General features: G+C 64.5%; 20 protein-coding genes and 1 pseudogene. 4 read left to right on the top strand and 17 right to left on the bottom strand.

Translation table 11 applies throughout. From position 1 onward, the window contains the following. Positions 1–674: 674 nt before the first annotated feature. From EV580_RS15180 to EV580_RS34250, 3 genes are all read right to left on the bottom strand, one after another. Positions 675–1,853: an NAD(P)-dependent oxidoreductase gene (locus tag EV580_RS15180; protein WP_133691979.1), complete on the bottom strand. Its 1,179-nt coding sequence runs from the start codon at positions 1,851–1,853 to the stop codon at positions 675–677. Positions 1,854–1,959: 106 nt separating this feature from the next. After that, entirely contained in the window at positions 1,960–2,559 is a 600-nt protein-coding gene (locus EV580_RS15185) for a hypothetical protein (RefSeq protein ID WP_133691980.1), read from the bottom strand. Positions 2,560–3,053: 494 nt separating this feature from the next. Then, complete coding sequence (locus EV580_RS34250) at positions 3,054–4,088, bottom strand: maleylpyruvate isomerase family mycothiol-dependent enzyme (protein WP_286171568.1); 1,035 nt, start codon at positions 4,086–4,088, stop codon at positions 3,054–3,056. 388 nt (positions 4,089–4,476) lie between these two features. On the opposite strand from EV580_RS34250, the gene EV580_RS15195 reads away from it, so the two are divergent. Together EV580_RS15195 and EV580_RS15200 are read left to right on the top strand one after the other, a co-directional pair. Next, positions 4,477–6,510 (top strand): toprim domain-containing protein, encoded by a 2,034-nt coding sequence (locus EV580_RS15195; RefSeq protein WP_133691981.1) that lies wholly within the window; start codon positions 4,477–4,479, stop codon positions 6,508–6,510. Between the two features lie 9 nt (positions 6,511–6,519). Further along, positions 6,520–8,664 carry a DNA gyrase subunit A gene (locus EV580_RS15200; RefSeq protein ID WP_133691982.1) on the top strand — a complete coding sequence of 715 codons (2,145 nt, stop codon included), beginning with the start codon at positions 6,520–6,522 and terminating at the stop codon, positions 8,662–8,664. 11 nt (positions 8,665–8,675) lie between these two features. Here the strand turns inward: EV580_RS15200 and EV580_RS15205 are convergent, their stop codons facing one another. Genes EV580_RS15205 through EV580_RS15215 form a run of 3 tightly spaced genes read right to left on the bottom strand, consistent with a single transcriptional unit; the run spans position 8,676 to position 12,185 of the window. Continuing rightward, positions 8,676–9,740 carry a coiled-coil domain-containing protein gene (locus EV580_RS15205; RefSeq protein ID WP_133691983.1) on the bottom strand — a complete coding sequence of 355 codons (1,065 nt, stop codon included), beginning with the start codon at positions 9,738–9,740 and terminating at the stop codon, positions 8,676–8,678. Positions 9,741–9,791: 51 nt separating this feature from the next. After that, the gene (locus EV580_RS15210) at positions 9,792–10,751 is read right to left on the bottom strand and encodes an alpha/beta fold hydrolase (RefSeq protein WP_133691984.1); all 960 of its coding nucleotides are present in this window, start codon (positions 10,749–10,751) and stop codon (positions 9,792–9,794) included. A gap of 45 nt (positions 10,752–10,796) precedes the next feature. Further along, the gene (locus EV580_RS15215) at positions 10,797–12,185 is read right to left on the bottom strand and encodes an oxygenase MpaB family protein (RefSeq protein WP_133691985.1); all 1,389 of its coding nucleotides are present in this window, start codon (positions 12,183–12,185) and stop codon (positions 10,797–10,799) included. A gap of 173 nt (positions 12,186–12,358) precedes the next feature. Here EV580_RS15215 and EV580_RS15220 point away from each other — a divergent pair, with 173 nt between their 5' ends. Continuing rightward, positions 12,359–13,336: an amidohydrolase family protein gene (locus EV580_RS15220; protein ID WP_286171569.1), complete on the top strand. Its 978-nt coding sequence runs from the start codon at positions 12,359–12,361 to the stop codon at positions 13,334–13,336. 12 nt (positions 13,337–13,348) lie between these two features. Here the strand turns inward: EV580_RS15220 and EV580_RS15225 are convergent, their stop codons facing one another. Together EV580_RS15225 and EV580_RS15230 are read right to left on the bottom strand one after the other, a co-directional pair. After that, entirely contained in the window at positions 13,349–13,864 is a 516-nt protein-coding gene (locus tag EV580_RS15225) for a DUF4262 domain-containing protein (protein WP_133691986.1), read from the bottom strand. Between the two features lie 44 nt (positions 13,865–13,908). After that, the gene (locus EV580_RS15230) at positions 13,909–14,361 is read right to left on the bottom strand and encodes a pyridoxamine 5'-phosphate oxidase family protein (RefSeq protein WP_133691987.1); all 453 of its coding nucleotides are present in this window, start codon (positions 14,359–14,361) and stop codon (positions 13,909–13,911) included. Positions 14,362–14,498: 137 nt separating this feature from the next. Between EV580_RS15230 and EV580_RS15235 the strand changes: the two genes are divergently transcribed. After that, the gene (locus EV580_RS15235) at positions 14,499–14,858 is read left to right on the top strand and encodes a hypothetical protein (protein WP_133691988.1); all 360 of its coding nucleotides are present in this window, start codon (positions 14,499–14,501) and stop codon (positions 14,856–14,858) included. A 234-nt stretch (positions 14,859–15,092) separates the two neighbouring features. Here EV580_RS15235 and EV580_RS34635 read toward each other — a convergent pair. The 9 genes and pseudogenes from EV580_RS34635 to EV580_RS15280 all read right to left on the bottom strand — a co-directional run. Further along, positions 15,093–16,349: pseudogene (locus EV580_RS34635) on the bottom strand (LAGLIDADG family homing endonuclease); the annotation flags it as partial. 15 nt (positions 16,350–16,364) lie between these two features. After that, positions 16,365–17,744 carry a replicative DNA helicase gene (gene dnaB, locus EV580_RS34640; RefSeq protein WP_133691990.1) on the bottom strand — a complete coding sequence of 460 codons (1,380 nt, stop codon included), beginning with the start codon at positions 17,742–17,744 and terminating at the stop codon, positions 16,365–16,367. Positions 17,745–18,227: 483 nt separating this feature from the next. Beyond that, positions 18,228–18,683 carry a 50S ribosomal protein L9 gene (gene rplI, locus EV580_RS15250; RefSeq protein ID WP_133691991.1) on the bottom strand — a complete coding sequence of 152 codons (456 nt, stop codon included), beginning with the start codon at positions 18,681–18,683 and terminating at the stop codon, positions 18,228–18,230. 17 nt (positions 18,684–18,700) lie between these two features. Further along, complete coding sequence (gene rpsR / locus EV580_RS15255) at positions 18,701–18,955, bottom strand: 30S ribosomal protein S18 (RefSeq protein WP_005142196.1); 255 nt, start codon at positions 18,953–18,955, stop codon at positions 18,701–18,703. A gap of 62 nt (positions 18,956–19,017) precedes the next feature. Next, entirely contained in the window at positions 19,018–19,536 is a 519-nt protein-coding gene (locus EV580_RS15260; protein WP_133691992.1) for a single-stranded DNA-binding protein, read from the bottom strand. An 84-nt stretch (positions 19,537–19,620) separates the two neighbouring features. Further along, positions 19,621–19,911: a 30S ribosomal protein S6 gene (gene rpsF / locus EV580_RS15265; protein ID WP_036342207.1), complete on the bottom strand. Its 291-nt coding sequence runs from the start codon at positions 19,909–19,911 to the stop codon at positions 19,621–19,623. A 111-nt stretch (positions 19,912–20,022) separates the two neighbouring features. Then, positions 20,023–20,661: a DJ-1/PfpI family protein gene (locus EV580_RS15270; RefSeq protein ID WP_133691993.1), complete on the bottom strand. Its 639-nt coding sequence runs from the start codon at positions 20,659–20,661 to the stop codon at positions 20,023–20,025. Continuing rightward, on the bottom strand, positions 20,630–22,285 hold the full coding sequence (locus tag EV580_RS15275) for a glycosyltransferase family 87 protein (RefSeq protein ID WP_133692259.1): 1,656 nt from the start codon (positions 22,283–22,285) through the stop codon (positions 20,630–20,632). Before EV580_RS15275 ends, EV580_RS15270 begins: the two co-directional genes overlap by 32 nt. After that, positions 22,285–24,681 (bottom strand): transglycosylase domain-containing protein, encoded by a 2,397-nt coding sequence (locus EV580_RS15280; protein WP_166654743.1) that lies wholly within the window; start codon positions 24,679–24,681, stop codon positions 22,285–22,287. The genes EV580_RS15275 and EV580_RS15280 overlap by 1 nt, the downstream gene beginning before the upstream one ends. Between the last annotated feature and the right edge of the window lie 12 nt (positions 24,682–24,693).

Genomic DNA, 24,693 nt, shown 5'->3' on the forward strand with positions numbered 1-24,693 from the left:
GCAGTCCAGTCCATACTCCGATTCCGTCGAAGGCTGCTTCCCAAGCAACATCACGGAACGCTGGCGGAGCGATCGGGAACACCGCGATCATCTGACAAAACGGAGCAAAGTGCGCGACGCGGCCCATCACCGATCTCCATGCAGAGCCACCAACCAACACGGCATCGACCGTGAGCGGTGGGCGCAGTCGACGGATGCGCCATGAGCCGTCGCGGTCGACGACACCAGGGGGTGCGGCGTCGACCACTGTAAGCAAGCCCGGCGGCATCTCTGAGGTATGCACGGCAATGCACCAGGGCAACTGCACGAGCGCGTGCAGAAGTGCTTTGTCGGTGACGGCTTCCAGTCCCACGGCAGCACGTCGGCCGATCTCATCGTGATGAAACGCCACTACCGCTTGAGCTCTCTGCCCTGCCGCATACGCACCCGATGGAACCGTTACCCACGGCCCACAATTCACATCGCGCGGCGTCAACGCCCTGTCGATAGCGACCGGCCAATCCATTTCACGAGGGTGTCACACCCACTGTGCCAACATCGGGTTACGGCAGGCTTGTGTTCTTCGGGACCGACTCGAGGGTAGCCGTACACAAACCCGCCGACCCTTGCCTCGTCTTCACGCTCGCTGACATCGTTCGATCTGTGGCTCGGCGACCAGTTCTGCGCAGATCACGTCAATCATTCAGAAAGTGCTCATTCCAAACCTCAGCAACTGTCGTGCGTACGCCCGCAGCTACCTCCGACAGACTGGAGGTGTTGGAAGGGAAAGCACCACTGATCAGGCCATAAACAGCCGCCAACTTCTCGCCCTCTATTAACTGGATTGCAGGGCCGATCACAGCGCCGTGGATGAAGTTCGGGGCATTGCCATCATTAATCAACCAGAAGTAGCGGTGCGAGCTTCCGATCTCGTCATAGCGAGTGACGTGCGCCGAGACCTTCGTCGGCTGATACGCATTCTGCAAGTCCACGGTTACCAACTCGTCGTCACCAGAGGTCACGGTCGCCACGGCCGTACCAGACTGGAGGGCAGCGAAACCGAACTTGTCGAGCGCCTTGTCGCCGGTTGCACAAATCACCAGCGTGGCACGCAGCAGTGCGGAGTCGAGGCGCCGGAATACCTGGAATCCACGAGCGGCGGCCTCCGCCATCGCGACAGGATCTACATCGTGGACCACGGTGGCGATGCCGCGCCCCCGCAAGATATCGGCCACACTGCGCCCCACCCTCCCGTACCCGATTACACACGCCGTGCGGGTTTGCAGAATCTGCGCTTGCTCACGCAGCACCGCTTCGACGGAAAACACGATGCTGGAACCCACCAAATAGTCCTCAGGAAGTTTAAGTGGGCTCCTCGCCACAGTCACCACTGGCACATCGTGGGGGCCGCACTCTTCATAGCGGCGTGCACCGTTCTCCGTGCCTTCCATAACCCCCAAGATCCGGCCAGGCAGTGCTGCCGCGATCGAATTTAATGATTCCGCAAAGTATCCGCCGATGTCGACGATGACGAGATTTTGCTGGTCGAGCGCACGACTGCGAAGGAATTCGACGACCTGCTGTGGACTCTCCGACCACTCCCGCTGCAAACGGACTACGTCGAAACCTTTGCTGACTAGCGCCTCGGTCTCGGCCCGATCAAACGACTTCGGTTTGGCAAGCACAAGAGCAACATCGACTAGGTTGGTGATCGCCGGCAGAAAGTGGAGTGAATTAGGCACCATGTGTGCCACGCACACCGCTTTGACATCCGGCCGGTGTGTGCCCAGCCTCGCAGACAAGTGATAGAAGTAGGCATCGATACGAGCGTCCTCAAAGTCCGCAACAGCGGCATTGGTGGAGGCTGCGGCCATGCAGGTGCCGTCCTAGTGGGTGTCGTTGTCCATCAGAACATCCTTTCGTCGCGCAATAGTTTCATGGGAATACCCGATTCGTGCCGAGTATCTGATTACGGCACTGTCACAACCAAGTGAGGCGGTAACGGTCGCCGGGCTCAGGCCGGTCACGGCGGAACTCGTAAGCGTGGTATGTCACGCCATTGCGTTCGCACGGCGACGGATCCGCCATTTCGATCTGATACGGGTGTTGGCTGCCTTCGCGCCAGCACTCCTTACGCACCGAGCGGCGGTCCTTGTCAGGCAACAGCACCCGCAGTTGCAGATCACGTAGCCCAGGCTTTGCGCGGTGACCCAGAAATGGGACAAAAGTCCTGCCCACATCAACGAACGTATGTTCAAACTCGATGATCTCCTCCTCTCCCTCCGCCAACCGCCTACCCAGGTCGATCAGGTAGATCCGCTCCGACCCATTGCGGATCACTGGACCATGAAGCTTGTGTACGTGGCCAAGATCATCGAGCTTCGAGAGCACCTTTGGGTCCTTCTCAACACCGGACCCGGTCCAACAATAGATGCGCTCAAAGAACCGCTCCGCACGCAAGGCACGTACGTGCACTGTGTGGTTCGTGATAATCGTCATCGAGCTCTCGTCGACGACGAGCATCTCATGCGCCACCGACAGATACTCAAATGAAGAAGATGCGGAGATGGGTTCGCTCATTGGCAACCTCGATGGCGCATGGGCTTAACGCCCTGCTGGAGCGCGGACCGCGATGCCACTGCCACAGCAGTCCCCCTTACGCTCCGCCGAATTCTTACACACCCGACAGCCTGCGGCGCGCCTTTCGCCTCTGCTCGCGAGTCAACGGACCGGCCTGGGCCTTACTCCCAATCCCCAGCCATCTCGGCTCGCGTCCAAGAATGCTCAATCGCACGAAATATCACCCCGTGACCCCGTGCTCAAATGGCATCGGCAATCCATCTCCGTCCCGCGCCTAGGCACGTGCAAGGCACACAAAGCCCGGCCACCGATCGAGATCGACGTGGCCACTTCTCGATCTATCGCCGGGCCAATATTGCGAGCGCATCCGTGACGCCACTCGCGCATTCAACTCTAGTTATCTTGCTCTGCAACACATTACGGTAGAACCACCTCGACTTTCGCTAGCTTTGGACTCGGGTCGTCGCCCCAAGTAACGTAGGAGTCGGTCGAAATCACTTGCACCGTCGGTCGATTCGATTGCGGTCGAACAGCACGCTGTCCAGGTTTCGGGCGTCACGGTCGGGCACCGCGAGCACCAACGGCAATGCGGCAGCGAGCACGTCGGCGGGCAGTTCGTAGTCCACGCCCCGGGACGCATCGACATCCCACCGGTGCACGACGTAGTCCACGAAGTGGAAGCCCATCCCGATCGATCCGGGGAACACGGCGTTCCCACCGAACTCGGACAGTACGAGCGGGGCGTCATCCTTTCCGTCGGCCCAGAACGCCTCCAGCACATCCGATACCGCTTGCGAGTAGGCGCCTGCCGGGTCTGCGCGCACCGCATCGTGTACCGATTCGACCTGCCAGTTGGCGAGGTCGGAACCTTGCCCTCTTGCGGCGGCGGCGAACTCGCGATGCTGAACGGTCCTGTGCGAGAGCGGGGCTGCGAGAGTCCAGCCGTTACAGGGGTCAGCGCGGTCAAGATCGTTGGGTCGGACCGTGTCGACCGCCAGCCGGAGGTCGGGGTTCATGACGCGGCCCGCGCGGTCGTCGCCGAGATAGGGCTTGCTGAACCGCAACAGGACGCCGGATTCCAGGTTGGTCGAGTTGAAGATGAATCGCGGTTTGTGCGGCAGGTGCTGCAGCATCGCGTCACCGAAGAGATGTTTGCGGTATGCGGCAGCGACGCGATCTGAGACCGACGGGCCAAAAGGCAGGCTTCCCAACAGAACCGCTTTGACATCGACGCCGGTCTTGCTCATGCGTCGAACCGGTTTGTCCATCAGTTCGTCGAAGTTGGTGGTGATGTTGTCCTTCCACGTCAACTTGTTCCAGGTCGTCGCGAGCACGCCCGCGGTGATCGACCCGCCGGAGACGGCGGAGACACGGTCCCGCCAGGCCCACATCCCGAGTTCGTTGAGCCGCAAGAGCACGTCGACGTGGAGGATCATCGCTCGATAGCCACCGCCCGAAAGACAGAGCGCTATGCCCTGCTCGGGTTTGCGGTCTTCCTCCGTCGACGTCTCGCGGACGGGAAATATCACGTCATTCGGCGTGGCGCGCGTTATATCTTTTCCAACCAACGTCTGAGGCCGACAAGCTTGGGGCAGCACGGTGCGCGCCAGAGATGATTTCGGCTTTGCTGAACGGCGACGGTGCTGTCCGTTCGTGACAGGCTGATTCGAGGCTAAATCCGACGGTGCCTGGGTTCGCACGTAGTCGAGTACTCCGATACGCGCTGCGCTACCGGTGAGGTACGCGATACGACACGGGTCGTAGCCATTGGCAGGAAACAGCATTCAGATCGTGTCGCGCCAGCGCGACACGGCGTTCAGGTATAACGAGCGCCACCTGCAGGTACACAAGAAAGTCACACCAGCCGTTTACCATTCCATCGGCGCCCCGCACGGCACCGATGGAAAGGGACCAGACGTGAGTTACACCGCCGCTGACATCACCGAGCTCGACGATGTCCAGCACACACGCCTGCGGCCGGCGGTCAACCTCGGCCTGGACGTGCTCAACACCGCATTGCGCGAGCTGATCGACAACGCGGTGGAGGAAGTGGCCGATCCCAGCCACGGCGGGTCGACAGTCACGATCACACTGCACGCCGACGGATCGGTCAGCGTCGCGGACGACGGACGCGGATTGCCCGTCGACACCGATGCGACGACCGGGAAGAACGGCATCGTCAAGACGCTGGGTACGGCGCGAGCAGGCGGCAAGTTCGACGCGCACGCCGACGCCACCAGCACGGGTGCCGGCCTGAACGGAATCGGCGCCGCCGCAGCGGTCTTCATCTCCGCCCGTACCGACGTGTCGGTCCGCCGGGACGGAAAGACCTACCTGCAGAGTTTCGGCCGCGGCTATCCGGGCACGTTCGACGGCAAGGAGTTCGACCCGGACGCTGCGTTCACCAGGAACGACACGCAGAAGCTGCGCGGCGTTGGCAACCGGAAACAGGACACACACGGCACAGAAGTGCGCATCCTGTTCGACCCGGCCGTGGTGCCTGATTCCAGCGTGGACATCAACGAGGTGCTGCTGCGGGCACATGCCGCTGCGCGGATGTCCCCCGGCGTCCACCTGATCGTCATTGACGAGGGGTGGCCGGGCGACGAGGTTCGGCCCGAACTGCTCGAACCGTTCAAGGGTCCGTGGGGCAGCGATACCCTGCTGGATCTCATGTGCGCCGCCGCAGGTACCCCGGCGCCCGGCGTGCGTGCCGTGGTGGAGGGCCGCGGCGAGTACACCACCGGCCGCGGTCCCACACCGTTCCGGTGGTCGTTGACTGCCGGGCCCGCCGAACCGGCCACGGTCGCCGCGTTCTGCAACACGGTGCGCACCCCCGGCGGCGGATCCCATCTGACCGCTGCGGTCAAAGGTCTGTCCGAGGCACTGGCCGACCGAGCCTCCCGCATCCGGGACTTGGGCCTGGCCAAGGGCGAAGACGGCCCGGAGGCACAGGATTTCGCCGCCGTCACCTCACTCGCCGTGGATACCCGCGCACCCGATGTGGCCTGGGACTCGCAGGCCAAGACCGCCGTGTCATCGCGCTCGTTGAACGTGGCAATGGTTCCCGATGTCGCCCGCAGCGTCACGATCTGGGCAGCCAATCCCGGCAACAGCGAGGCGGTGTCGCTGTGGACCACGCTGGCACTCGAGGCCGCCAGGGCGCGGCGCAGCGCGGAGGGCGCCAAGGCGCGCTCGCGTGCCGCGTCCAAAGCCAAGGGGCTGGGCACCAACCTGTCGTTGCCGCCCAAGCTGCTGCCCAGCCGGGAGAGTGGTCGCGGCTCGGGCGCCGAGCTGTTCCTGTGCGAGGGCGACTCGGCGCTCGGCACCATCAAGGCGGCGCGCGACGCCACCTTCCAGGCGGCCTTCCCGCTGAAAGGCAAGCCGCCCAACGTCTATGGCTTCACCGTGAGCAAAGCCCGGGCCAAGGACGAGTTCGATTCGATCGAACGCATCCTGGGGTGCGGAGTGCGGGACAACTGCGATCCGGAATCGTGCCGGTACGACAGGATCCTGTTCGCCTCCGACGCCGACCCCGACGGCGGCAACATCAACTCCAGCCTCATCTCGATGTTCCTGGACTTCTACCGGCCGCTCGTCAAGGCGGGCATGGTGTACGTGACGTTGCCGCCGCTGTTCGTGGTCAAAGACGGTCAGCAGCGGATCTACTGCCAAGACGAATCCGAACGCGATGCCGCCGTGGCCCAGATGAAGGCCACCTCGAAACGCAAGGTGGAGGTGCAGCGCAACAAGGGTCTCGGCGAGATGGACGCCGACGACTTCTGGAACACCGTGCTGGACCCGCAGCGCCGCACCGTGATTCGGGTACACCTCGACGACGGTGATCCGAAGTTGCACCACACTCTGTTCGGCGGGCCGCCTGAGGGCCGGCGCACGTGGATGGCCGATGTCGCCTCCCGCGTCGACACCGCGGCTCTCGACCTCGACTAAGGAATCATTGTGACCTTGACCTTGGACCATCAGGAGCAGAACCCCGACCTGGTCCTGGAACAGAGCGCCGACGACTACTGGAACCACTACCAGCTGACCTTCGCGCTCTACAGCGTCAGCGACCGCGCGATCCCGTCGGCGTTCGACGGGCTCAAGCCCGGCCAACGGCGGCTGCTCTACCAGATGTATGACTCGCGGCTTCTGCCCGGGAACAAGCCGCAGAAATCCTCCAAGGTCTGTTCGGCCGTCACCGGCAACCTGCACCCGCACGGCGGCGCGTCGATGTACGGTGCGGCGGCGCTGATGGCTGCCGAGTTCCAGCGCGTGAAAGTCATTGACGGACAAGGTGCTTTCCCGCGCATCCAGGGTGACATCCCGGCCGCGGACCGCTACACCGAGATGCGATTGTCCGCACCCGGCGCGGCGCTGACCGCCGAACTCGCCGACCACGCGGTGCCCATGGTGGCGACCTTCGACGGTGAATGGGTCGAACCGACCGTGCTCCCGGCCCAGTGGCCGGTGCTGTTGTGCAACGGGGCCGTCGGCATCGCCGAAGGCTGGGCCACCAAGGTGCCCGCGCACAATCCCCGCGAGATCATGGCGGCCTGTCGCGCGCTGCTGAAGACCCCGAACATGACCGACGACCGGTTGGTGAAGATGATCCCCGGCCCCGACTGGGGCAGCGGAGCGACCGTGGTCGGCACCGCCGGGCTGCGGGAGTACATCACCACCGGCCGCGGTGCGTTCACCGTGCGCGGAACAGTGAGTATCGACGGGAAGAACTGCGTCATCACCGAGCTGCCGCCCGGTGTCGCGAGTAACACTGTGCAGGAACGGATTCGGGCACTGGTCGAATCCGGTGAGATGTCCGGTGTGGCCGACATGTCCGACCTCACCGACCGCCGCAACGGGCTGCGCATCGTCGTCACCGCCAAACGCGGCCACAGCGCCGAGGCCATCCGCGATCAGCTCCTCGCGTTGACGCCGCTGGAGTCGACCTTCGCCGCCAGCCTGGTGGCTCTGGACGAGGACCGGGTGCCACGCTGGTGGTCGGTGCGAGAGCTGATCGCCGCCTTCCTGCACCTGCGCGATTCAGTCGTGTTGCGCCGCAGCGAATACCGGCTGGAGAAGGTGACCGCGCGGCGCCACCTGGTTGCCGGCCTGATGACGATCCATCTGGACATCGATGCAGCGGTCGCGGTGATCCGCGGATCCGACACCGTCGACGATGCGCGTCAAGGCTTGCAGGACCGGTTCGATATCGACGCCGAACAGGCCGATTACGTGCTGGGACTGCAGCTTCGGCGGCTCACCAAGCTCGACGTCATTGAGCTGCAGGCCGAGGCGGAGAAACTCGATGCCGAGTTCGCCGCATTGACCGAGCTGGTGACCAATCCCGACGCGCGCCGCAAAGTGATCGACGAGGAGCTCGTCGAGACCGCGAAACTGTTCAAGGGTCCGGAATTCGACCGGCGGACGGTGCTGGATGCCGAGGGTGTCCCGGTGACGTCAGGTGCCGACGAGGACGGCCCGCGGGAAAAGAAGGTCAACGCGTCCTGGCGTCTGGACGATCGCGGGGTGTTCTCCGACAGTCACGGCGAGCTGCTCACCTCGGGTCTCGGGTGGGCGGTGTGGACCGACGGGCGGGTGAAGTTCACCACCGGAAGTGGTCTGCCGTACAAGACTCGTGACATCCCGGTGGCGCCGGACATCACCGGATTGCTGAGCTCGGGGGTGCTCCCGCTCGGCTACCACCTGGCGCTGGTCACGCGCCGCGGCAAGATTCTGCGGATCGATCCGGCCGCGGTGAACCCGCAGGGCGCTGCCGGCAACGGTGTGGCAGGGGTGAAACTGGCTGGTGACGGCGATGAGGTGATCGCCGCATTGCCGGTATCGTGCGGCAACGGCGAGGCCATCCTGTCGACGTCGGAAAAAGCTTGGAAGGTAACCGAAGTCGCCGATATCCCGGTCAAGGGTCGGGGCGGCGCCGGAGTCGGCTTCCATCCGTTCGTGAAGGGCGAGGACGCGCTGCTGTCGGCGGCGATCTCCGCCACCGGCTATGTGCGCGGCAAGAAGGGCGTGCGCGCCGAGAACCGCGCGAAGGCCTCGATCAAGGGGGCCGGGACGGACGTGACGCCGGCACCGGCGGAGTAGCCGGTTGGCGGTCAGCCGCGTGGCGTCGTGGTGACGTGAACGTGGTCGAAGTGACCGTAGCCCGATCCCGCGGGTCCGCCCGGCGTGTAATACGTGCCGCGCCAGATCGCGTCCTGCAAGCCGAACCTGCCCGCGTTGCTCAGAACGAACCCCAGAATCGCATCCCCGAGCGCGATGCCTTCGGGGGTCCCGGAGTTGGGGATCATCACATCGATCGCCAAGCCGCGCGGATGCCATGGCTTCGGATCGGGCCGGACTCCATCGATCTCGGCGATCTGGGGGAACTGCGCACTGATGGCGCGGGCCGCAGTGACGGTATTGGCCTGCAGCCCAGCCTCATTCGCGACTCCGACCGGCAAAGCCTCCGGGATGTCGACGGGCATCGCGGCGAGAAGAGAGGGGGCTGCGTCGGCGGGCGGTTGCGCCGCCGGCGGGGCTGCCGCGGCGGTATCGACCATCGCCTGCTGCTGTGGTGTCAGCGCCGCATAGTGCGCCTCGGCGGCGAGGATCTGCCGCTGCAGGTCGCTCCACTTGGTCTGCAGATCTGAGCGCACCGATGCCGCCCGCGCGGCTGCGATACGAGCCTCGGCAGCCGATGCCGCTGAAGCGTCGGCGGCGGCAGCAGCACGATCCCTTGCTGCGTTGAGAGCCTTCATCTGATCGGCCGTCATACCGGCGATCCCTTTCTGTATGGACAGCCGGTCGATCAGATCTTGGGTGGAGGTTGCGGTCAGCACTGCCACGAACTGGCCGGTACCTCCACTCATGTACGTCGTCGCGGCGAGGCGATCAACCGCGGCTTGATACGACACGAGCTCCGTGTTCGCGGTGCCGATGGCGACCAGGTCCGCGACATGTCGCTGCTCGGCCGCGGCCTGCTCGGCCAGTCTTGTGTCGACTTCTCGCTGCGCAGCGGTGACGGCCTCGCGCGTCTGCACCGCCTGACGGGACAGCTCGTTGAGCTGGGCCAGCGCGTCGGTCGCCGGGTCGGCCCGGACGCTCTGCACCACCGACGCAGCGAGCACCGCGACACCAGCCGCCACACTGACCGCTGCTCGCCGAGGTGTGGGGCGCACCGCGATCCTTCGCTGTCGGGGTCTGTTGTGGCCATACAGGCCTTCGACAGGCTACGAACTGGCTCCTGGGTTGTCTAGTTGGCCAGGTCGGTCGCCGATGAACTCCACGCCGGCGTTGATCGCGGGGCGGTGGCGCAGGACTCGGTAGTGGGCCAGTCGGCCGAGTCCTTTGGTCGTCAGAAGTCGCGCACCCTGCCATGACGCGGCCAGCCGCTCCGTAGCGGCATAGGGGCTGTCCGGGTCGTCGGGGTCGTGGATGAGCAGCAGCGGCGGATAGTTGGCTCGTCGACCGACGTTCGTCATGTTCGTTTCGTGCAGTTGCATGTCGATGCGCTTTTCCAGCCGACGGTGTAGGCCCGCGCGGATACGGCGGCCGAAGCCATGGCGTGCGGCGAACAGGTCGAGGTAGAGCGGAAAATCAGCCATCGGGGCGAAGAACACCAGACGTCCGACCGGAGCGCCGTCGGCCGCCGCCAATGCGGTCGCGTTCGCGCCCAGCGAGTGAGCGACGACCGCGTGGGCGGGCCCGTGAGTCTCGATCATGGCCGCAATCGCGTCGGCGCACTCGGTGGCTGTGGTGCGCCCGGGAGCGAGCGCACCTGGATCGGATTCGTTATGGCTGGGCAGGTCGAACGCAATGACCCGATACCCGGCCTCGACCAGCGGTTTGACGAACATGGCCAGATGCGGACGCTGTCCGCCCCAGCCGTGCACCAGGTATATCGCCGGCCCGTCGCCCCACTCCTCACCGACGACCCGATGACCATCCCAGAACGCTTCTACTGGCTTACCCGGGGGCACACCCGGAGGCATGCGCAGTGCAGACTCGAGAATCGGTGGGGTGCACCACAATTCGACAGCCCACCGTGATCCCACCCAAGGTGCCAACCGTTCGAGGAGCCCAAACCGTTTACGCACCCGGTCCTCGACGGGGGGAAGAATTCCAGAGCCAACGGGATCGAGCGGAGGGATCTCGCCCGTCTGCCCAGGTTGGGGTGCTTCTTCCGTCATGAACTTCGATCGTAGTACGGGCGTGGCCCGCATCTGTCCCGGGGACTAGCCGGTGAAGCCCTCACCTGCGGTCGAACGGTCATGGTGGCTGAAGGTCAGCGGGATGTGCTTGCCGCGGGCGATCTTGTTCAGCATGGCGATCCGCTCGCGGGCTGCCGCGCCGCTCTTCTTCCTGCCCTCACGGATCGGGTTCGACCACGGGACTCGGTCGGCCACCATGGCGATGCCGACGTTGAGCCTGGTGAAGGCCGTCAGGTAGCGGATCCGTCGTTCGAAGTTGTAGCCGAGAGGCTCGAAGAGGGTGCCGGCCACCATCGCCTCGATCTGCTTGTACCCGAAGACGACTCCTGCCGGCGCCAACGCGACGGTCGCCGTGATCTGGTTGACATGCCGGGCTACGACTTTCTTCACGAGGTCGGGAAGCGCATCCGTCAAGGTCGTCAGATGTACAGGACCGGCGATGGCATCGACGAGCTGCGCCCGCCACGGTGACGGGTTACCGCCCCGGGCGAGAACGTAATTCAGCGATTTGATCAGTTCGAGGCCGTTGTTGGAGTGGAGCGCTTCGGGTGCGCCCCAGAGCCGGCCGGAGAACGACGAGTACTCGGTGAGGTCTTCGAGCTGCTGCGGGGTGAGCTTGCGGCCGAACGCGTGGTCGACGAGGCGGCCGAGCAGCATGCCGCTGCCGAACCCCAGCAGCGATGTCACGGGGATCGGTTCGCCGAATTTGAGGTAGACGTCGTCACCCCACTTCTGGCGCAATCCCTTACTGGCCAATGCGTGCATCAACCGCACCCGCACGACGTCCTGGAACGCCTCCGACTGGCGGTCGAAGATGTCCGGGAGCGTGAATTCGGCGAATACCCTTGCGGTTTCGATGAAGCGGCGCGGACCGTCGTCGGCGAATCGGCCGGTGGCGCCGGTGGCTGCGGAGATGTCTCCGGTCATCGCCGTCTCGTAGAACGCCCATCCACGAATGATCGTCGTGGCGGAGAACGTGCTCGACATTGCGAGCATCCGGCCTCGTTCGGCGGAGACGAGATCGAACTGGGCGGGCAGGTTGTCCAAATGCTCGAAGAGGTCGACCAACTCCTGTGGCGGATCGTCGAGCGTATCGATGCCCTTGGTCAGCGCCTGCTCGAACAATGCGCGGCCCTGCTCATAGCCGACGCGCTCGAAGACGTCGACGGCGCCGTCCATGAGGTCGTCGCGCTGCCAGAAGTAGTCGTCGCGGATGCGGGTGAGGTCGCTGGGTTCGAGTTCTTTTTCGATGTCGATCCACTCACCGAAGATGAACTGGCGCATGTCACGCCATTGATCGGCGAAGTGGTCACGACCGGGCGGGATGGGCCGTAGCGGGCGGTCAGGGTGGTCGCGTCGGTTGAAGTCGACGTCCTCGAGGAGGATCTCCGGGCGCTCGCCAGTCACCGTCATGAAATTGACGCTATCGCGGGCGCGCCCTTCTGGCAACGCCCGTTGTCAGTTTGCGCGGATTGGTCCTCCACCAGGTGGTAGTCATAGGCCTGGGTTCGCGCGACGATACTGGGGCCTTCACCACGTTCGTCGTGAATCCGTGGTCGGCTGCGAAATCCTGGTTGGGAGAAATGGTGAATGCATCGCGCAGTTCTGAGCTGGTTGACGTCCACGCGCACTTTCTGACCGACGAGTATGTCGCCGCCGCCATTACGTCGGGGATCGAGCATCCCGACGGCATGCCCCTGTGGCCCTCCTGGAGTATCGACAAGCAACTGGCCGTGATGCACGACAACCGGATTCGCCACGCAGTCTTATCACTGTCCTCACCGGGGGTGTCTTTCGCAGGCCAAGCGGACGCACCCGCACTGGCGCGACACGTCAACGACTTCGCCGCCAAGACCGTCGCCGGGCATCCCGAGCGCTTCTCCTTCTTCGCATCCCTCCCGCTACCCGACGTTGACGCTGCGATCGTCGAGGCCGCCCGGGTGATTGATTCTCATGCGGCGGCCGGGGTCATCCTCATGAGCAATCACAGCGGGCAATACCTCGGCGATGCCGCGCTCGACCCGCTGTGGGAATGTCTGAACCAGCGCCGTTCGATCGTCTTCGTTCATCCGACGTCGCCACCTGACGCCGATGCCGTCTCGCTCGGCCGGCCGCGTCCGATGATCGAGTTCATGTTCGAAACCACGCGCACGATCACCGATTTGATCTTTGCGGGCGTTATCGACCGCTACCCCGACATCAGGTTCTTGATACCCCACTGCGGCGCCGCCCTACCCCTCTTCGCGGCGCGCATCGAGCAGTTCCGCAGCGTGTGGCCGGCGCCGAACGGCGATCCGCCGGGGCCCTTGAGGACTGAGGACCAGTTGCGCCGCTTCTGGTTCGACCTCGCCGGGAATCCGATGCCGACGCAAGCGGCGGTATTACGGGACGTGGTTGGCAGTGACCGCATCCTCTACGGGAGCGACTTCTGTTGGACGCCGGAATTCGGGGTCGGCAAGCAGGTCGCCGCTTTGGACGCGGATCCCAGTACCGATTGGCGTCGCGTGACGTCCGAGAATGCCCGGCGTGCGCTCCCACATGTCGGCGGACAACCACAGACCTGATCTCTCCATGGTTCAGGCAGCTGAGTTCGGCCAGTCCGCACGCGGTCCCAAGACGGGCTGACGACGACGGCCATGGCCCCACCCCGCCTCCCACGGAAAGCGCCCCCGGTCGTCGGCCCATACCAATTGCAGCGCAGCAAATTTCGGTCCGAAGAGGTCGACGGCGAATCTCATGTGGACATCGGGGTGCTCCACCTCAGCCACCTCCATGACGAACCGATCTTGGAAGTCGATATGCATCGCCGGCGCAAGCTCGACGCCGTCGTCGACGATCATGTGCGCGATCGAGTTGAGCACTCGACAGGAGACATCGGCAGTCAGGCCGGTCATCAACAGTTCGGGGAGACCCCGACGGTGCAAGCCGACGGTGTACGCCAACGGTCGCTTGTCGCTCTCCACGTACTGAACCGCCCAGCCGTGGTCCTGAATCGTCGCTCGGAGCTCCTCCAGGTACTCCTCGATGGAGCCGTGCGGATTGTCGCAGTGCCAGCACATCGCGGTCCCCTTCGTCGTGGATGCCCTCAGCATGCGCGCACCCTCCGACAAGTTCGGCGGACCGGTTGGTCGACGATTCAGCCGCCGGACGAAGCGTGGTCCGACGTCGAATCTCCATAATCCCAAGACACAGTTCGAACGGGTGTCATGCGGATGTAGGCGGCGCCCGGTCTTGCAGCGGCGGGCCAATCGGACTCTGGCACCCCGCGCGCCCGCGCACCTTCTCTCGCGAGCTCGAGTGCCTCGCCCGGTTCGCGGACGATGCGGGCCCGGCCCTGGAGCATCACGCCGCGGATGTCTGCCATGGTGGAGCCATCTTCGAGCAAGATACTCACGTTCGGGTTGCGTTCGATGTTGGCGATTTTGCGCGTGCCATCTCGCACACCCAAGACGATGTCGCGGCCGAGGCGGAAGTACCCGAGGGGTACGGAGTGCGGGAAGCCATCCTTTTCGATGGTGGTCAGTATCGCCCAGCCCGGGCGGCTATCCAGATACGCCTCAACTTCTTCGTCACTGAGTTTGCGTGGCATCGATAAAGGCTATGCGCCGGCAGATTCCTCAACTCGACTGCCCACGGGTCCGATGATCCCGCCGTTTCTTTCTGGTCATGCGAACGGCGCCGCTTGGTTGGCGAACTTGGCATTCTGCGAGGTCTAGCGTGGGCGGAATGAGTTTGTTCAGTCATGCGGAGTTCCCGGATCCGGGCGACGGCGTTGGTGGTGGTGGGGCTGTTGAGCGAGCTCGGCGTGCCGAGGTAGACGAGTACGGGGTGGATGAACCCGTGGTCGTGGGACCGGGGTTGCCACCCGACGATGGTTCGTGCGGTCAGTTCGCTGTGCAATTTCACGTGTCTACGTCAATGCTGCTCGGGCTCAAACGTATTGCGGATATGCGTGGGGTGAGCGTGCCGGAGGTATGCCGGCAGGTGATCGGCGTGTTTGTTTCCCAGCAGGAGGGTGAGCTGGGCGCATTGCTTGCTGCCGAGGCCGAGGCGGCTGATTACCGGCCTAGTTTGGGTGAGGCGTAGTCGGGCTGGATCGCCCAGCGGCACACTAGATTCCCTCGGGAGCGGATCTTGGGAGACCGTAACCGCGCTGCACGATGATGCTTTAATATCGCTACCCGCGGTCGCTGCATCTGCGGTCTGGAGAATCGATAATGGCCCCGGAGTACGACGCTTTTCGCGCTTTTTCGCCCAAGTGAGGCCCATAGGGTTCGCGCAGCCTCATCCGCGCGTCCGACTTCAGCCAGAACGCGCGAAGATGCCCTGGACGACGATGCTGTCGGCGCCGTCGACTGCTAAGTCGTAGACATCTTGGTGTCCGATGCTCGTGATCTCCACGATTTCATCCCAGAACACGTCGCTGGTGGCGAGGTCGTGGAGTTGGCGGTCTTCGAGGACGATCGCGGTGTTGTGCAGCCGACCACGACTCGGCGCGTGCTTCCACAGCGTCGAGCCGCAGTACTTGGTATTCACAGCGGCGGCGAAGTCCCGGTGGGTCAGGTGCTTGTCAGCCAACCTGCTCTGGACGCCAGTCCATACCGATTTCGGGATGGTATCCAAATTCGTATTTCGTCGTACACCTTCGAGCTTGGCGGCTAATACCTCGGCTGCCGCGTCCTTCGCCCCATGTACACCGACATGACGCAAAAATTGCAGCTGATTCTCCGCGCCATAGACGTGCAGGTGCCATAAATCTCGATAGCCTGCCTTCTGCACACACTTGATCCGCGAGAACACCCCCACGCGAAGCAGCAGTTGCGCAACGTCGTCGATCAGTCGTCGACTGGTAGAGGCGTAGTACAACCGGCCGATCTTCGATCTCGCGTCCCAGCTGACGTGTCCGTCTGTCGCCCAGAGGTGCCGTAAGAACAGGCCGATCTGGGTGTGAAATTGCGCGAATATCTCGGTTGGAACAAACTTCTCGTAGCTCCGTTTTCCGAACAGGCCGAGCTCATCCAGCCACGCTGCGATGGGATTGCGCTTGCCGTGCGTCAAATGAAAAGGAGCAGGCAAGCGGAGCGTGGTCACCCGAGCTGCTGGATAGTCATCACGAATCGCGGTGATGCCGAAGTGCCGCGCGGCCGTAGCGACCGCTGCCAGGTTCTCCTCATCAATGCTCGCGTAGCGGATAGGTTGCCGCTTGACGCAGGATCCGTCACCGATCATGTGCGCAAGCAGAATTACCTCTGCGTCGGGCATTCGAGGCCCACCGCGTGGTTCAGGTGCCCGCCGCGCTACAGCGGCCCGATCCCCAATGGCCAACTCCCCCAACGGCAACCAACCGTCCAACGTCATGAACTGCTGCGCGCTCGTCGACGCGATTTCACGCCCCGACGCGAGTCGCAGGCGGAACACCTCTCTGCGACCGCTCAGCAGCATCTCCGACATCGGTTGCGCCACGAGTCGCTTTCGCTGATCGAGAGTCCACACCAACGGGTGCTCACCGCTCTGCAATAGCTCGCCAAACAACACCTGACCGCCGTTGTCGGCACGTAGAATTCGTGATTCGGCGGCGAAAGGCACGGTCGGTTACCTGGCCATGTTTGTGAACCGCGACAGATGCAGCTGATGCGCGACGGTGACTGTACGGGTCGGTCCTGCACGGTGTTTCGCGACAATCAAGTCGGCTTCACCGCCGCGCGGGTCGTCAGTTTCGAAGGCATCGGGACGGTGCAGCAAAATCACCATGTCCGCATCCTGTTCAATACTACCCGATTCACGTAGATCAGCTAACATTGGTTTCTTGTCGGTCCGCTGCTCTGGACCGCGGTTCAGCTGGCTCATCGCGACTACCGGGACTTCCAGCTCTTTCGCCAAAAGCTTGATCTGCCTTGAGAATTCCGAGACTTCCTGCTGCCGCGACTCGACCTTCTTGCCGGACGTCATCAGCTGCAGGTAGTCGAGAACGATCAGCCGCAGGCCGGCTTTCTGGTGCAACCGACGGGCTTTCGCGCGGATCTCCATCATCGTCAGGTTCGGCGAATCGTCGATATACAAAGGTGCTTCACTGATTTCGCTCATGCGCCGCGCCAAACGGGTCCAGTCGTCGTCGGTCATCCGGCCCGATCGCATGTCGGCAAGTTTGATCTTCGCCTCGGCCGAGAGCAGTCGCATGACGATCTCGGACTTGCTCATTTCCAGCGAGAACACGATGCTGGGCAGCCGGTTCTTGATCGAGCAGGACCTCATAAAATCCAGTCCCAGAGTCGATTTCCCCATACCGGGCCGCGCCGCGACCACGATCATCTGGCCCGGATGCAGCCCGTTGGTCAGCTCGTCGAGTTCGGTGAAGCCCGTCGGCACACCCTTGGAGATACCGCCCTGCGAGGCGATGGCGTCGATCTCGTCCATCGTCGGCTGCAACAGGTCTTCCAGCGGGAGGAAGTCCTCGGCGGTCCGCCGCTCGGTGACGTCGTAGATCTCCGCCTGCGCGCGGTCCACGATCTCGTTGACGTCGGCACCCTCGGCGCCGGCATAGCCGTACTGCACGACCCGGGTGCCGGCCTCCACGAGGCGCCGCAGGAGCGCTTTCTCGGCCACGATGCCCGCGTAGTACCCGGCGTTGGCGGCCGTCGGCACCGTGGAGATCAGGGTGTGCAGATAGGGCGCCCCGCCGATGCGCCGCAGCAGTCCCCGGCGATCCAGCTCGGCCGCCACGGTGACCGCGTCCGCGGGCTCACCGCGCCCGTAGAGGTCCAGGATCGAGTCGTAGACGTTCTGGTGTGCGGGCCGGTAGAAATCGCCCGGGCGGAGCCGCTCAAGCACGTCGGCGATCGCGTCCTTGGACAGCAGCATGCCGCCCAGCACCGACTGCTCGGCGGCAATGTCTTGGGGAGGCTGGCGACCGAAGTCCTCCGACGGAGGAGGACTGTCCATCCCGGGCTGCCCGAGATCGTCAACGACCGCCATTAGGTAATCCCCACCTCCGCCTAGATCGACCGAACGCATGTTCGATACGTAGTCGGAGGTCTACCCCATACCCCCGACAAGTACGCGTCGCGACGATGATGACCGGCACCGCCGACGGCTCACGCTAGACGTTGCTGGAGCCCTCGCAAACCGGGCCTGTTCATCAACCTGTTAGTGGTTTGTGGATAGCTGGGGAAAGTCGTGTTGAGGGGTTGGGGAGAACCTGTGGATCACTGACCAATTTCGGGTTGTTTGCCCAGCTGAGAGCAGGATAGGCCCTGGTGGGCGTTGTGGATGGCAAGTTGACCGGCGTGTCGGCCCCGGTTGCGATCTCGGGCGTGTTGTGTTGCCGGAGGTTATGCACAAGGTTAACGGCCGGTTAGATTAGCTGAGCGAGCCTTGGCCGAATGTGTTCGCCAGAAATACAGCAATTCCCCGAGAGCGACCGCGAACGGCCGCCACCCGGGGAATTGACGTGTATGGCTAACTTTGTGCGACGACGTCGACGGTCAGATCGACGTTCACCTCGGGGTGCAGATGCACACCGACGGTGTGGGCGCCAGTCGCCTTGATGTGAGCCTTGGGCAGCTGCACGGTGCGCTTGTCCAAGTTGGGGCCGCCGGCCTTCTTGATCGCCGTGACGATGTCGTTGGCGGTCACCGAGCCGAACAGCTTGCCCTCCGCGGAGGACTTCACCGGCAGCTGGACGGAGCCCAGGGCTGCGATCGCGGCCTTGATCTCATCGGCGTGCTCGCGGTCGCGAACGGTCTTGGTCTCGCGGGCACGACGGATCTCGTCGGCCTGCTTCTGCGCACCACGCGAGGCCACGATGGCCAGGCCGCGCGGCAGCAGGTAGTTGCGGCCGTACCCGTCCTTCACCTCGACGGTGTCACCGGCAGCGCCGAGGTGGTCGACCTCAGCGGTCAGGATCAGCTTCATCTCGATACTTCCGTTCTTTACCGTGCCGCCGACGTGAACGGCAGCAGGGCAACCTCACGCGCGTTCTTGACCGCGATCGCGATGTCGCGCTGATGCTGCACGCAGTTACCGGTCACCCGGCGGGCGCGGATCTTGCCGCGCTCGCTGATGTAGGTACGCAGCAGCTGGGTGTCCTTGTAGTCGATGTCCTGCCCCTTCTTCGAGCAGAACACGCACTTGCGGGTCTTGACCGGCTTTTCCGGTGCCGGACGCCGCTTGTTGGTCTTGGCCATGGGTCAATCTCTTTCGTTCTTCAGGTGGCGCGCCCGTGGCGCGCAAAGGTTTTCGCTAGGTGTCAGAAAGGCGGTTCGTCGTCGCCGCCGGCGAACGAACCCGACGCCGGGGCACTGCCCCACGGATCGTCATTCCCGGACTCGCTGGCCGCCGCCGGACGGGATCCCCCGCCGCCGCCACTGCCTCCGCCGAAGCCGCCGCCCCCGCCACCACTGCGCGAGGCCTTGTTGACCTTGGCGGTGGCGTAGCGCAGCGACGGACCGATCTCGTCGACCTCGAGCTCGACGACGGTGCGCTTCTCACCCTCACGAGTTTCGAAGGACCGCTGCTTGAGCCGGCCCTGAACGATCACCCGCGAGCCGCGGGTGAGGCTCTCCGCCACGTTCTCGGCCGCCTCACGCCAGATATTGCAGCGCAGGAACAGCGCCTCGCCGTCTTTCCATTCGTTGGTCTGACGGTCGAACGTGCGCGGTGTGGACGCCACCGTGAAGTTGGCGACGGCTGCACCGGACGGGGTGAACCGAAGTTCGGGGTCGGCGGTCAGATTTCCGACGACGGTGATGGTCGTGTCACCGGCCACAAGGTCCTCCTGGCATAGGCGGATGGATTCACCGCGAGCCTAGTTACTAGCTCCGACGCGCGGCGAGCTTTATCCACTGAGTGACTAGTGCTTGTCGGTCCGCATCACCTTGGTCCGCAGCACCGACTCGTTCAGGTTGAGCTGACGGTCGAGCTCGGACACGGTGGCCGGTTCGGCCTTTACATCAACGACGGCATAAATGCCCTCGGCGTGCTTGGCGATCTCGTAGGCCAAGCGGCGCCGGCCCCAGATGTCGACCTTGTCGACCGAACCGCCGTCACTGCGGATGACGTTCAGGAACGTCTCCAGAGACGGGGCAACGGTGCGCTCGTCGAGAGTGGGGTCAAGGATGACCATGATTTCGTATGGACGCATGGGAACCTCATCACCTCCTATGGTCGTAGCGGCCACGGTGAATCCGTGGCAGAAGGGTCGCCTGCGTCGGCAACCTGGACAGGTTACCGGAGCACAGGCTGATCAGCGAAATCAGCTCCGCCGGCCGTAGTACTCCAAGGCCAGCTGCACCGTGGCATCCGACGCTTTGCCCAGCGAGCCGGCGTCGAACGGCGGCCGCGGGTCGTACTCGATCATCAGCTGGCTGGCCCGTGCGGCGTCCGGTCCGACCAGCAGTTCGACCAGACGTAACGCCATGTCGATGCCACTGGACACCCCCGCCGCGGTGACGATGCGCTCCGGCAGATGCTCGACGACGCGCTCCGGGGTGTAGATCGCCCCGAACGACTCCAGCAGTTCGGTGGCCCGCCAGTGGGTGGCCGCGGTCAGCCCGGTCAGCAGGCCGGCCGCGCCGAGCATGAGGCTGCCGGTGCACACCGAGGTGGTCAACACCGTGTGCCGATGCACCTCGCGGATCCAGTCGAGCACCGCGACGTCCTCGATCAGCGTGCGGGTGCCGATACCGCCGGGGAACACCAGGACGTCGGGCTTGGTGACCTCGTCGAAGGTGGCATCGCAGGTCAGCCCCAGCATGCCGTTGTCGCTGCGCACCTCGCCGCGCTGCTGCCCGACGAAGACGACGTCGATCGACGGGATCCGCTGCAGCACCTCGTAGGGGCCGATCGCGTCCAGCGCGGTATTACGCGGGAACAGTGCTATCGCGACTTGCATCCGGTGCCTCTTCTTGCTCTTCGGGCGGATCCACAGCCGTCACACGCGGGCGCAGCCACCGCGGAAACCGTTGCGGGAGCGCATCTTCGGCGCCGTCGAACACTCCCCCGGCCGGATCGTCGACCCGGCCGTTCCAGCGCACCAGATCCAGCTCGGGCCGGTAGATCTGGCGGACCACCAACACCATCAGCCCGATCACCGCCAGATCGCGCAGCAGCACCGTCGCGGTGAACCATTGCTCAGGAAGGCCCTTGTTACCTTCGCCGTACAGGTAGAACATCCGCGGCACCCACACCAGCATGTCAATGGTCATCCACGCCAACAGGATTCGCCGGTGCGGCAGAGCCAACACCGCCAGCGGCACCAGCCACAGCGAGAACTGCGGGCTCCACACCTTGTTCACCAACAGGAACGCCGCCACCGTCAGGAACGCCAGCTGCGCCACCCGCGGCCGCTGTGGCGCGGTCAGCCCGATGTAGGCGATGGCCGCACAACACAACAGGAACAACACCGCGACAACGGTGTTGAGGATCACCGGTGGCTCCCAGAACCCGAGGTTCGAATCGAAGCCACCCCAGTCGGTGAACGACTTCACCACGTTGTACAGCGAATCCATATCGTCACCGCGGCGCGAGTTGAGCCGGAAGAACTCCGACCAGCCGCGCGGAAACAGCACCATCACAGGCAGATTGACGACGAACCAGGCGCCGACCGCCGCCACCACCGTCTTGGCGGCATCCGGCATCCGGTCACTGCGGATCGCCAGGACCACCAGCGGCAGCAACAGCAGCGCCGGATACAACTTGGCGGCAACCCCGAGCCCGATCAAGATCCCGGCCAGCACCGGCCTTCGCCGGGCCCATGCCAGCAGCCCGCCGATCGCCAAAGCCGTTGCCAGCGCATCGAAATTGGTGAACACCTGGAACACCAGCACCGGTGAGGCCGCGACCAGCGCGGCGTCCCAGACCCGTCGGCCCGCCAGCCACGACGACGCCCATACCGTCGTCAACCACGCCAGCGCCAGGCCGAATGCCGCGAAGTTGAAGAACATCACCACTTCGGCGATCACCGGCAGCGAGATCATCTTGGCCACCGCGGTGTAGGTCTTGGCCAACGCCATCGACACGTACTGATACACCCCGGTCAGCACCGGATACTCCATGTAGCGCACGGCGGCCTTGCCGTCGTATTGGAACTGCGGCCGGCCGCTGGAGTCCGTCTCGATCCAGCTCGACTTGTACGGAAAACGCCCCTGGCTCAACAACTCCGCGCCGTAGAGCGGCACCGTGTCGGAGTAGCACAGCTCGAAATAGGCGCGCTGGTTCTGCCAGTTCGCCACCCGTTGATCGGGCGGCCCCGTCCCGACCGTTTGTAGACAGGGCGACTTGGTGGACCAGCCCAGGGCCAGTACCACCAGCGCCATCATGAACATCACGCGCAGCGGGGTGAACACCCGCGTCCGGCCGATCAGGGCGTGCCGACCCACCGGGCCGCCGACCACTTCCGAGAGCGCAGCGCCCAAGGTGTCATTGCGGCTGGGCTTGTCGCGGTCGTCCGCACTGCGCAGGTCGGCCGCCAGCGGTTGCGGCGACACCGTGGCGCGGCCGTGGCTCTCGCCCTCGATCACGGCGGCGGAGGCGGCAGAGGTACGTTCGGGTCACCGCCGCCGACCGGCGCGGGCTCCGGCGCCCCGGGCACGCCCGGCGGCACCGGCGCACCCGGCGGACCGGCGGGCACCGTGATGGTGGTCGGCGGGCCGAGCGGGATCGTGATGCCCGGCGCCACTTCGATACTCGGCTGGATGACCTGTATGGACGGCGGCGGAGGTGGCGGCGGCGGAGCGGCCGGGACACCGGCGTAGCCGCCGATCTCGGTCGGCTTCGGGAACGTCTCGTTGTCGGTGCCCTTCAGGGCGCCGTCCATCGTCGCCTTCCAGATGTCCGACGGGATACCCGAACCGTAGACCTGGCCACCGTTCTTGTTCACCAAAGCCTGGGTGCCGTCGGTGGTGCCCACCCACACCGCCGTCGCCAGCGACGGGGTGTAGCCGACCATCCACGCGTCCCGGTTGGCGTCGGTATCACCGAGCTGATTGGTTCCGGTCTTGGCGGCAGAGGCGCGCCCGCCGGCCAGATTGTGCCCGTTGGACCAGCCCGCGATCGGCTGCATGGCCGCGGTCACATTGTCGGCCACGGCTTTCGGGATGCGCTGCTCACCATTGTTGTCGGCGGTACTGGCATCGAAGAGCACCTCGCCGCGGGAGTTGACGACCTTCTGCACGAAGTGCGGCTTGTGGTAGACGCCGGAGTCGGCCAGCGTCGCGTACGCCGACGCCATGTCCAGCACGCGAGTCTGGTACTGCCCCAGCACAACACCGTTGTTGGGCGGTCCACCCTTGCCGTCCTCGGACAGCGTGTGGTCGACACCCGGGAAGCTCTCCGCGACCCCGGCGCTGTGCGCGGCGTCGGCGACGTCGCTGGGTCCGTTCTTCAGCTTGAGCATCAGCCGGTAGTACGACGTGTTCAGCGAACGCTTGAGCGCTTCGGCGATATTGCAGACACCGCAGCCCTCACCCTCGACGTTGGTGATCGTGATGCCGTTGAGTGTCACCGGCGAGCTGTCGACCTGATAGCCCAGCCCGATGCCCTGCTCCAGGGCCGCCACCAAGGCGAACACCTTGAACGACGACCCCGTCGGCAACCCGGCCTGGGCGAAGTCGAAGCCCTGGGCGTCCGAGCCACCGTAATAGGCCTTCACCCCACCGGTTTTCGGATCCACCGACACGACCGCCGAGCGCATGTCGGGCATCTGCCCGTCGAGATACTTCGTCACCGCGTTCTCGGCCGCCTGCTGCGCCTGCGGGTCGATCGTGGTGGTGATCTGCAGTCCCTGCGTGTTCAGGGTCTGCTCGTCGATGTTGAACAGGTCGAGAAGTTCCTTGGTGACCTGGCGTTCGATCAGGCCGTTCGGGCCGGTGGTGACGCTGGCGGCGCGAGCCTGATCCGGCGGCACCGTCGGCGGGAAGACCTGTTGGGCGCGTTCCTCTTTGGACAGCGCACCCATCGACACCATGCCGTCGAGCACCCAGTTCCAGCGCCGGGCCGCGCCGTCGGGGTCGACCGCCGGATCCAGCGTCGACGGCCGCTGGATCAGCGCCGCCAGCAGGGCACCCTCGGCGACGGTCAGCTGTTCGACCGGTTTGTCGAAGTAGGCCTTCGAGGCCGCCGAGATGCCGTACGCACCGCGGCCAAAATAGATGATGTTCAGATAGGCCTGCAGCACTTGGTCTTTGGACCACTCGCTCGACATCTTCGTCGAGATGACGAGTTCCTTGGCCTTGCGCACCACGCCGCCGATACCCGAGCGGGCATCGCCCACCAAAGCGTTCTTCACGTACTGCTGGGTGATCGTCGAGGCGCCCTGCAGGTCGCCCCCGGTGAGATTGTTCTTGAGCGCCCGAGCGAAGCCCGAGAGCGAAAACCCCGGATTGCTGTAGAAATCCCGGTCTTCGGCGGCCATCACCGAGTTACGCACCGACACCGGAATCTGGTCGATGTTGACGTCCACCCGGTTGCCTTCCGGCGGAACAATTTTCGCCAGCTCCGAGCCGTCGCTCGCGAGGATCGTCGACACCTGGCTGGTCCGGAGGTCACCGGGTTGCGGCACCTTGACGATCATGTAGGCCATACCGAAGGTGATCATCGGCAACACGACCAGCAGCCCGGCCGCGATGTACAGCGAGCGCCGCACCCACTTCCAGCTGATCTGCTGGGAGAAGCTCGGTGGTTTCGACGGCGGCGGGCCTGCCGGACCCCCGCTGCGCGGCGGTGGCGGCGGGGGTAGCTTCGGCGGCGGTGTGCCGTCCAAGGCGGCCTTGACGACGTCGATCGGATCGCGCAGTGGCACGGTGTCGTCGCGGATCGGTTGGATGATCGACGTCAACCGGTCATCGGGCGGCACCTGGCGCCTCGGCGCGGTGCGGGCCGGCCCGGGCGAATCGGCCGCGCCTGCTACCGGGATCTTGGTGGTCGG

Origin of the sequence: Mycobacterium sp. BK086, from assembly GCA_004362315.1 — a bacterium.
Lineage (GTDB): Bacteria > Actinomycetota > Actinomycetes > Mycobacteriales > Mycobacteriaceae > Mycobacterium.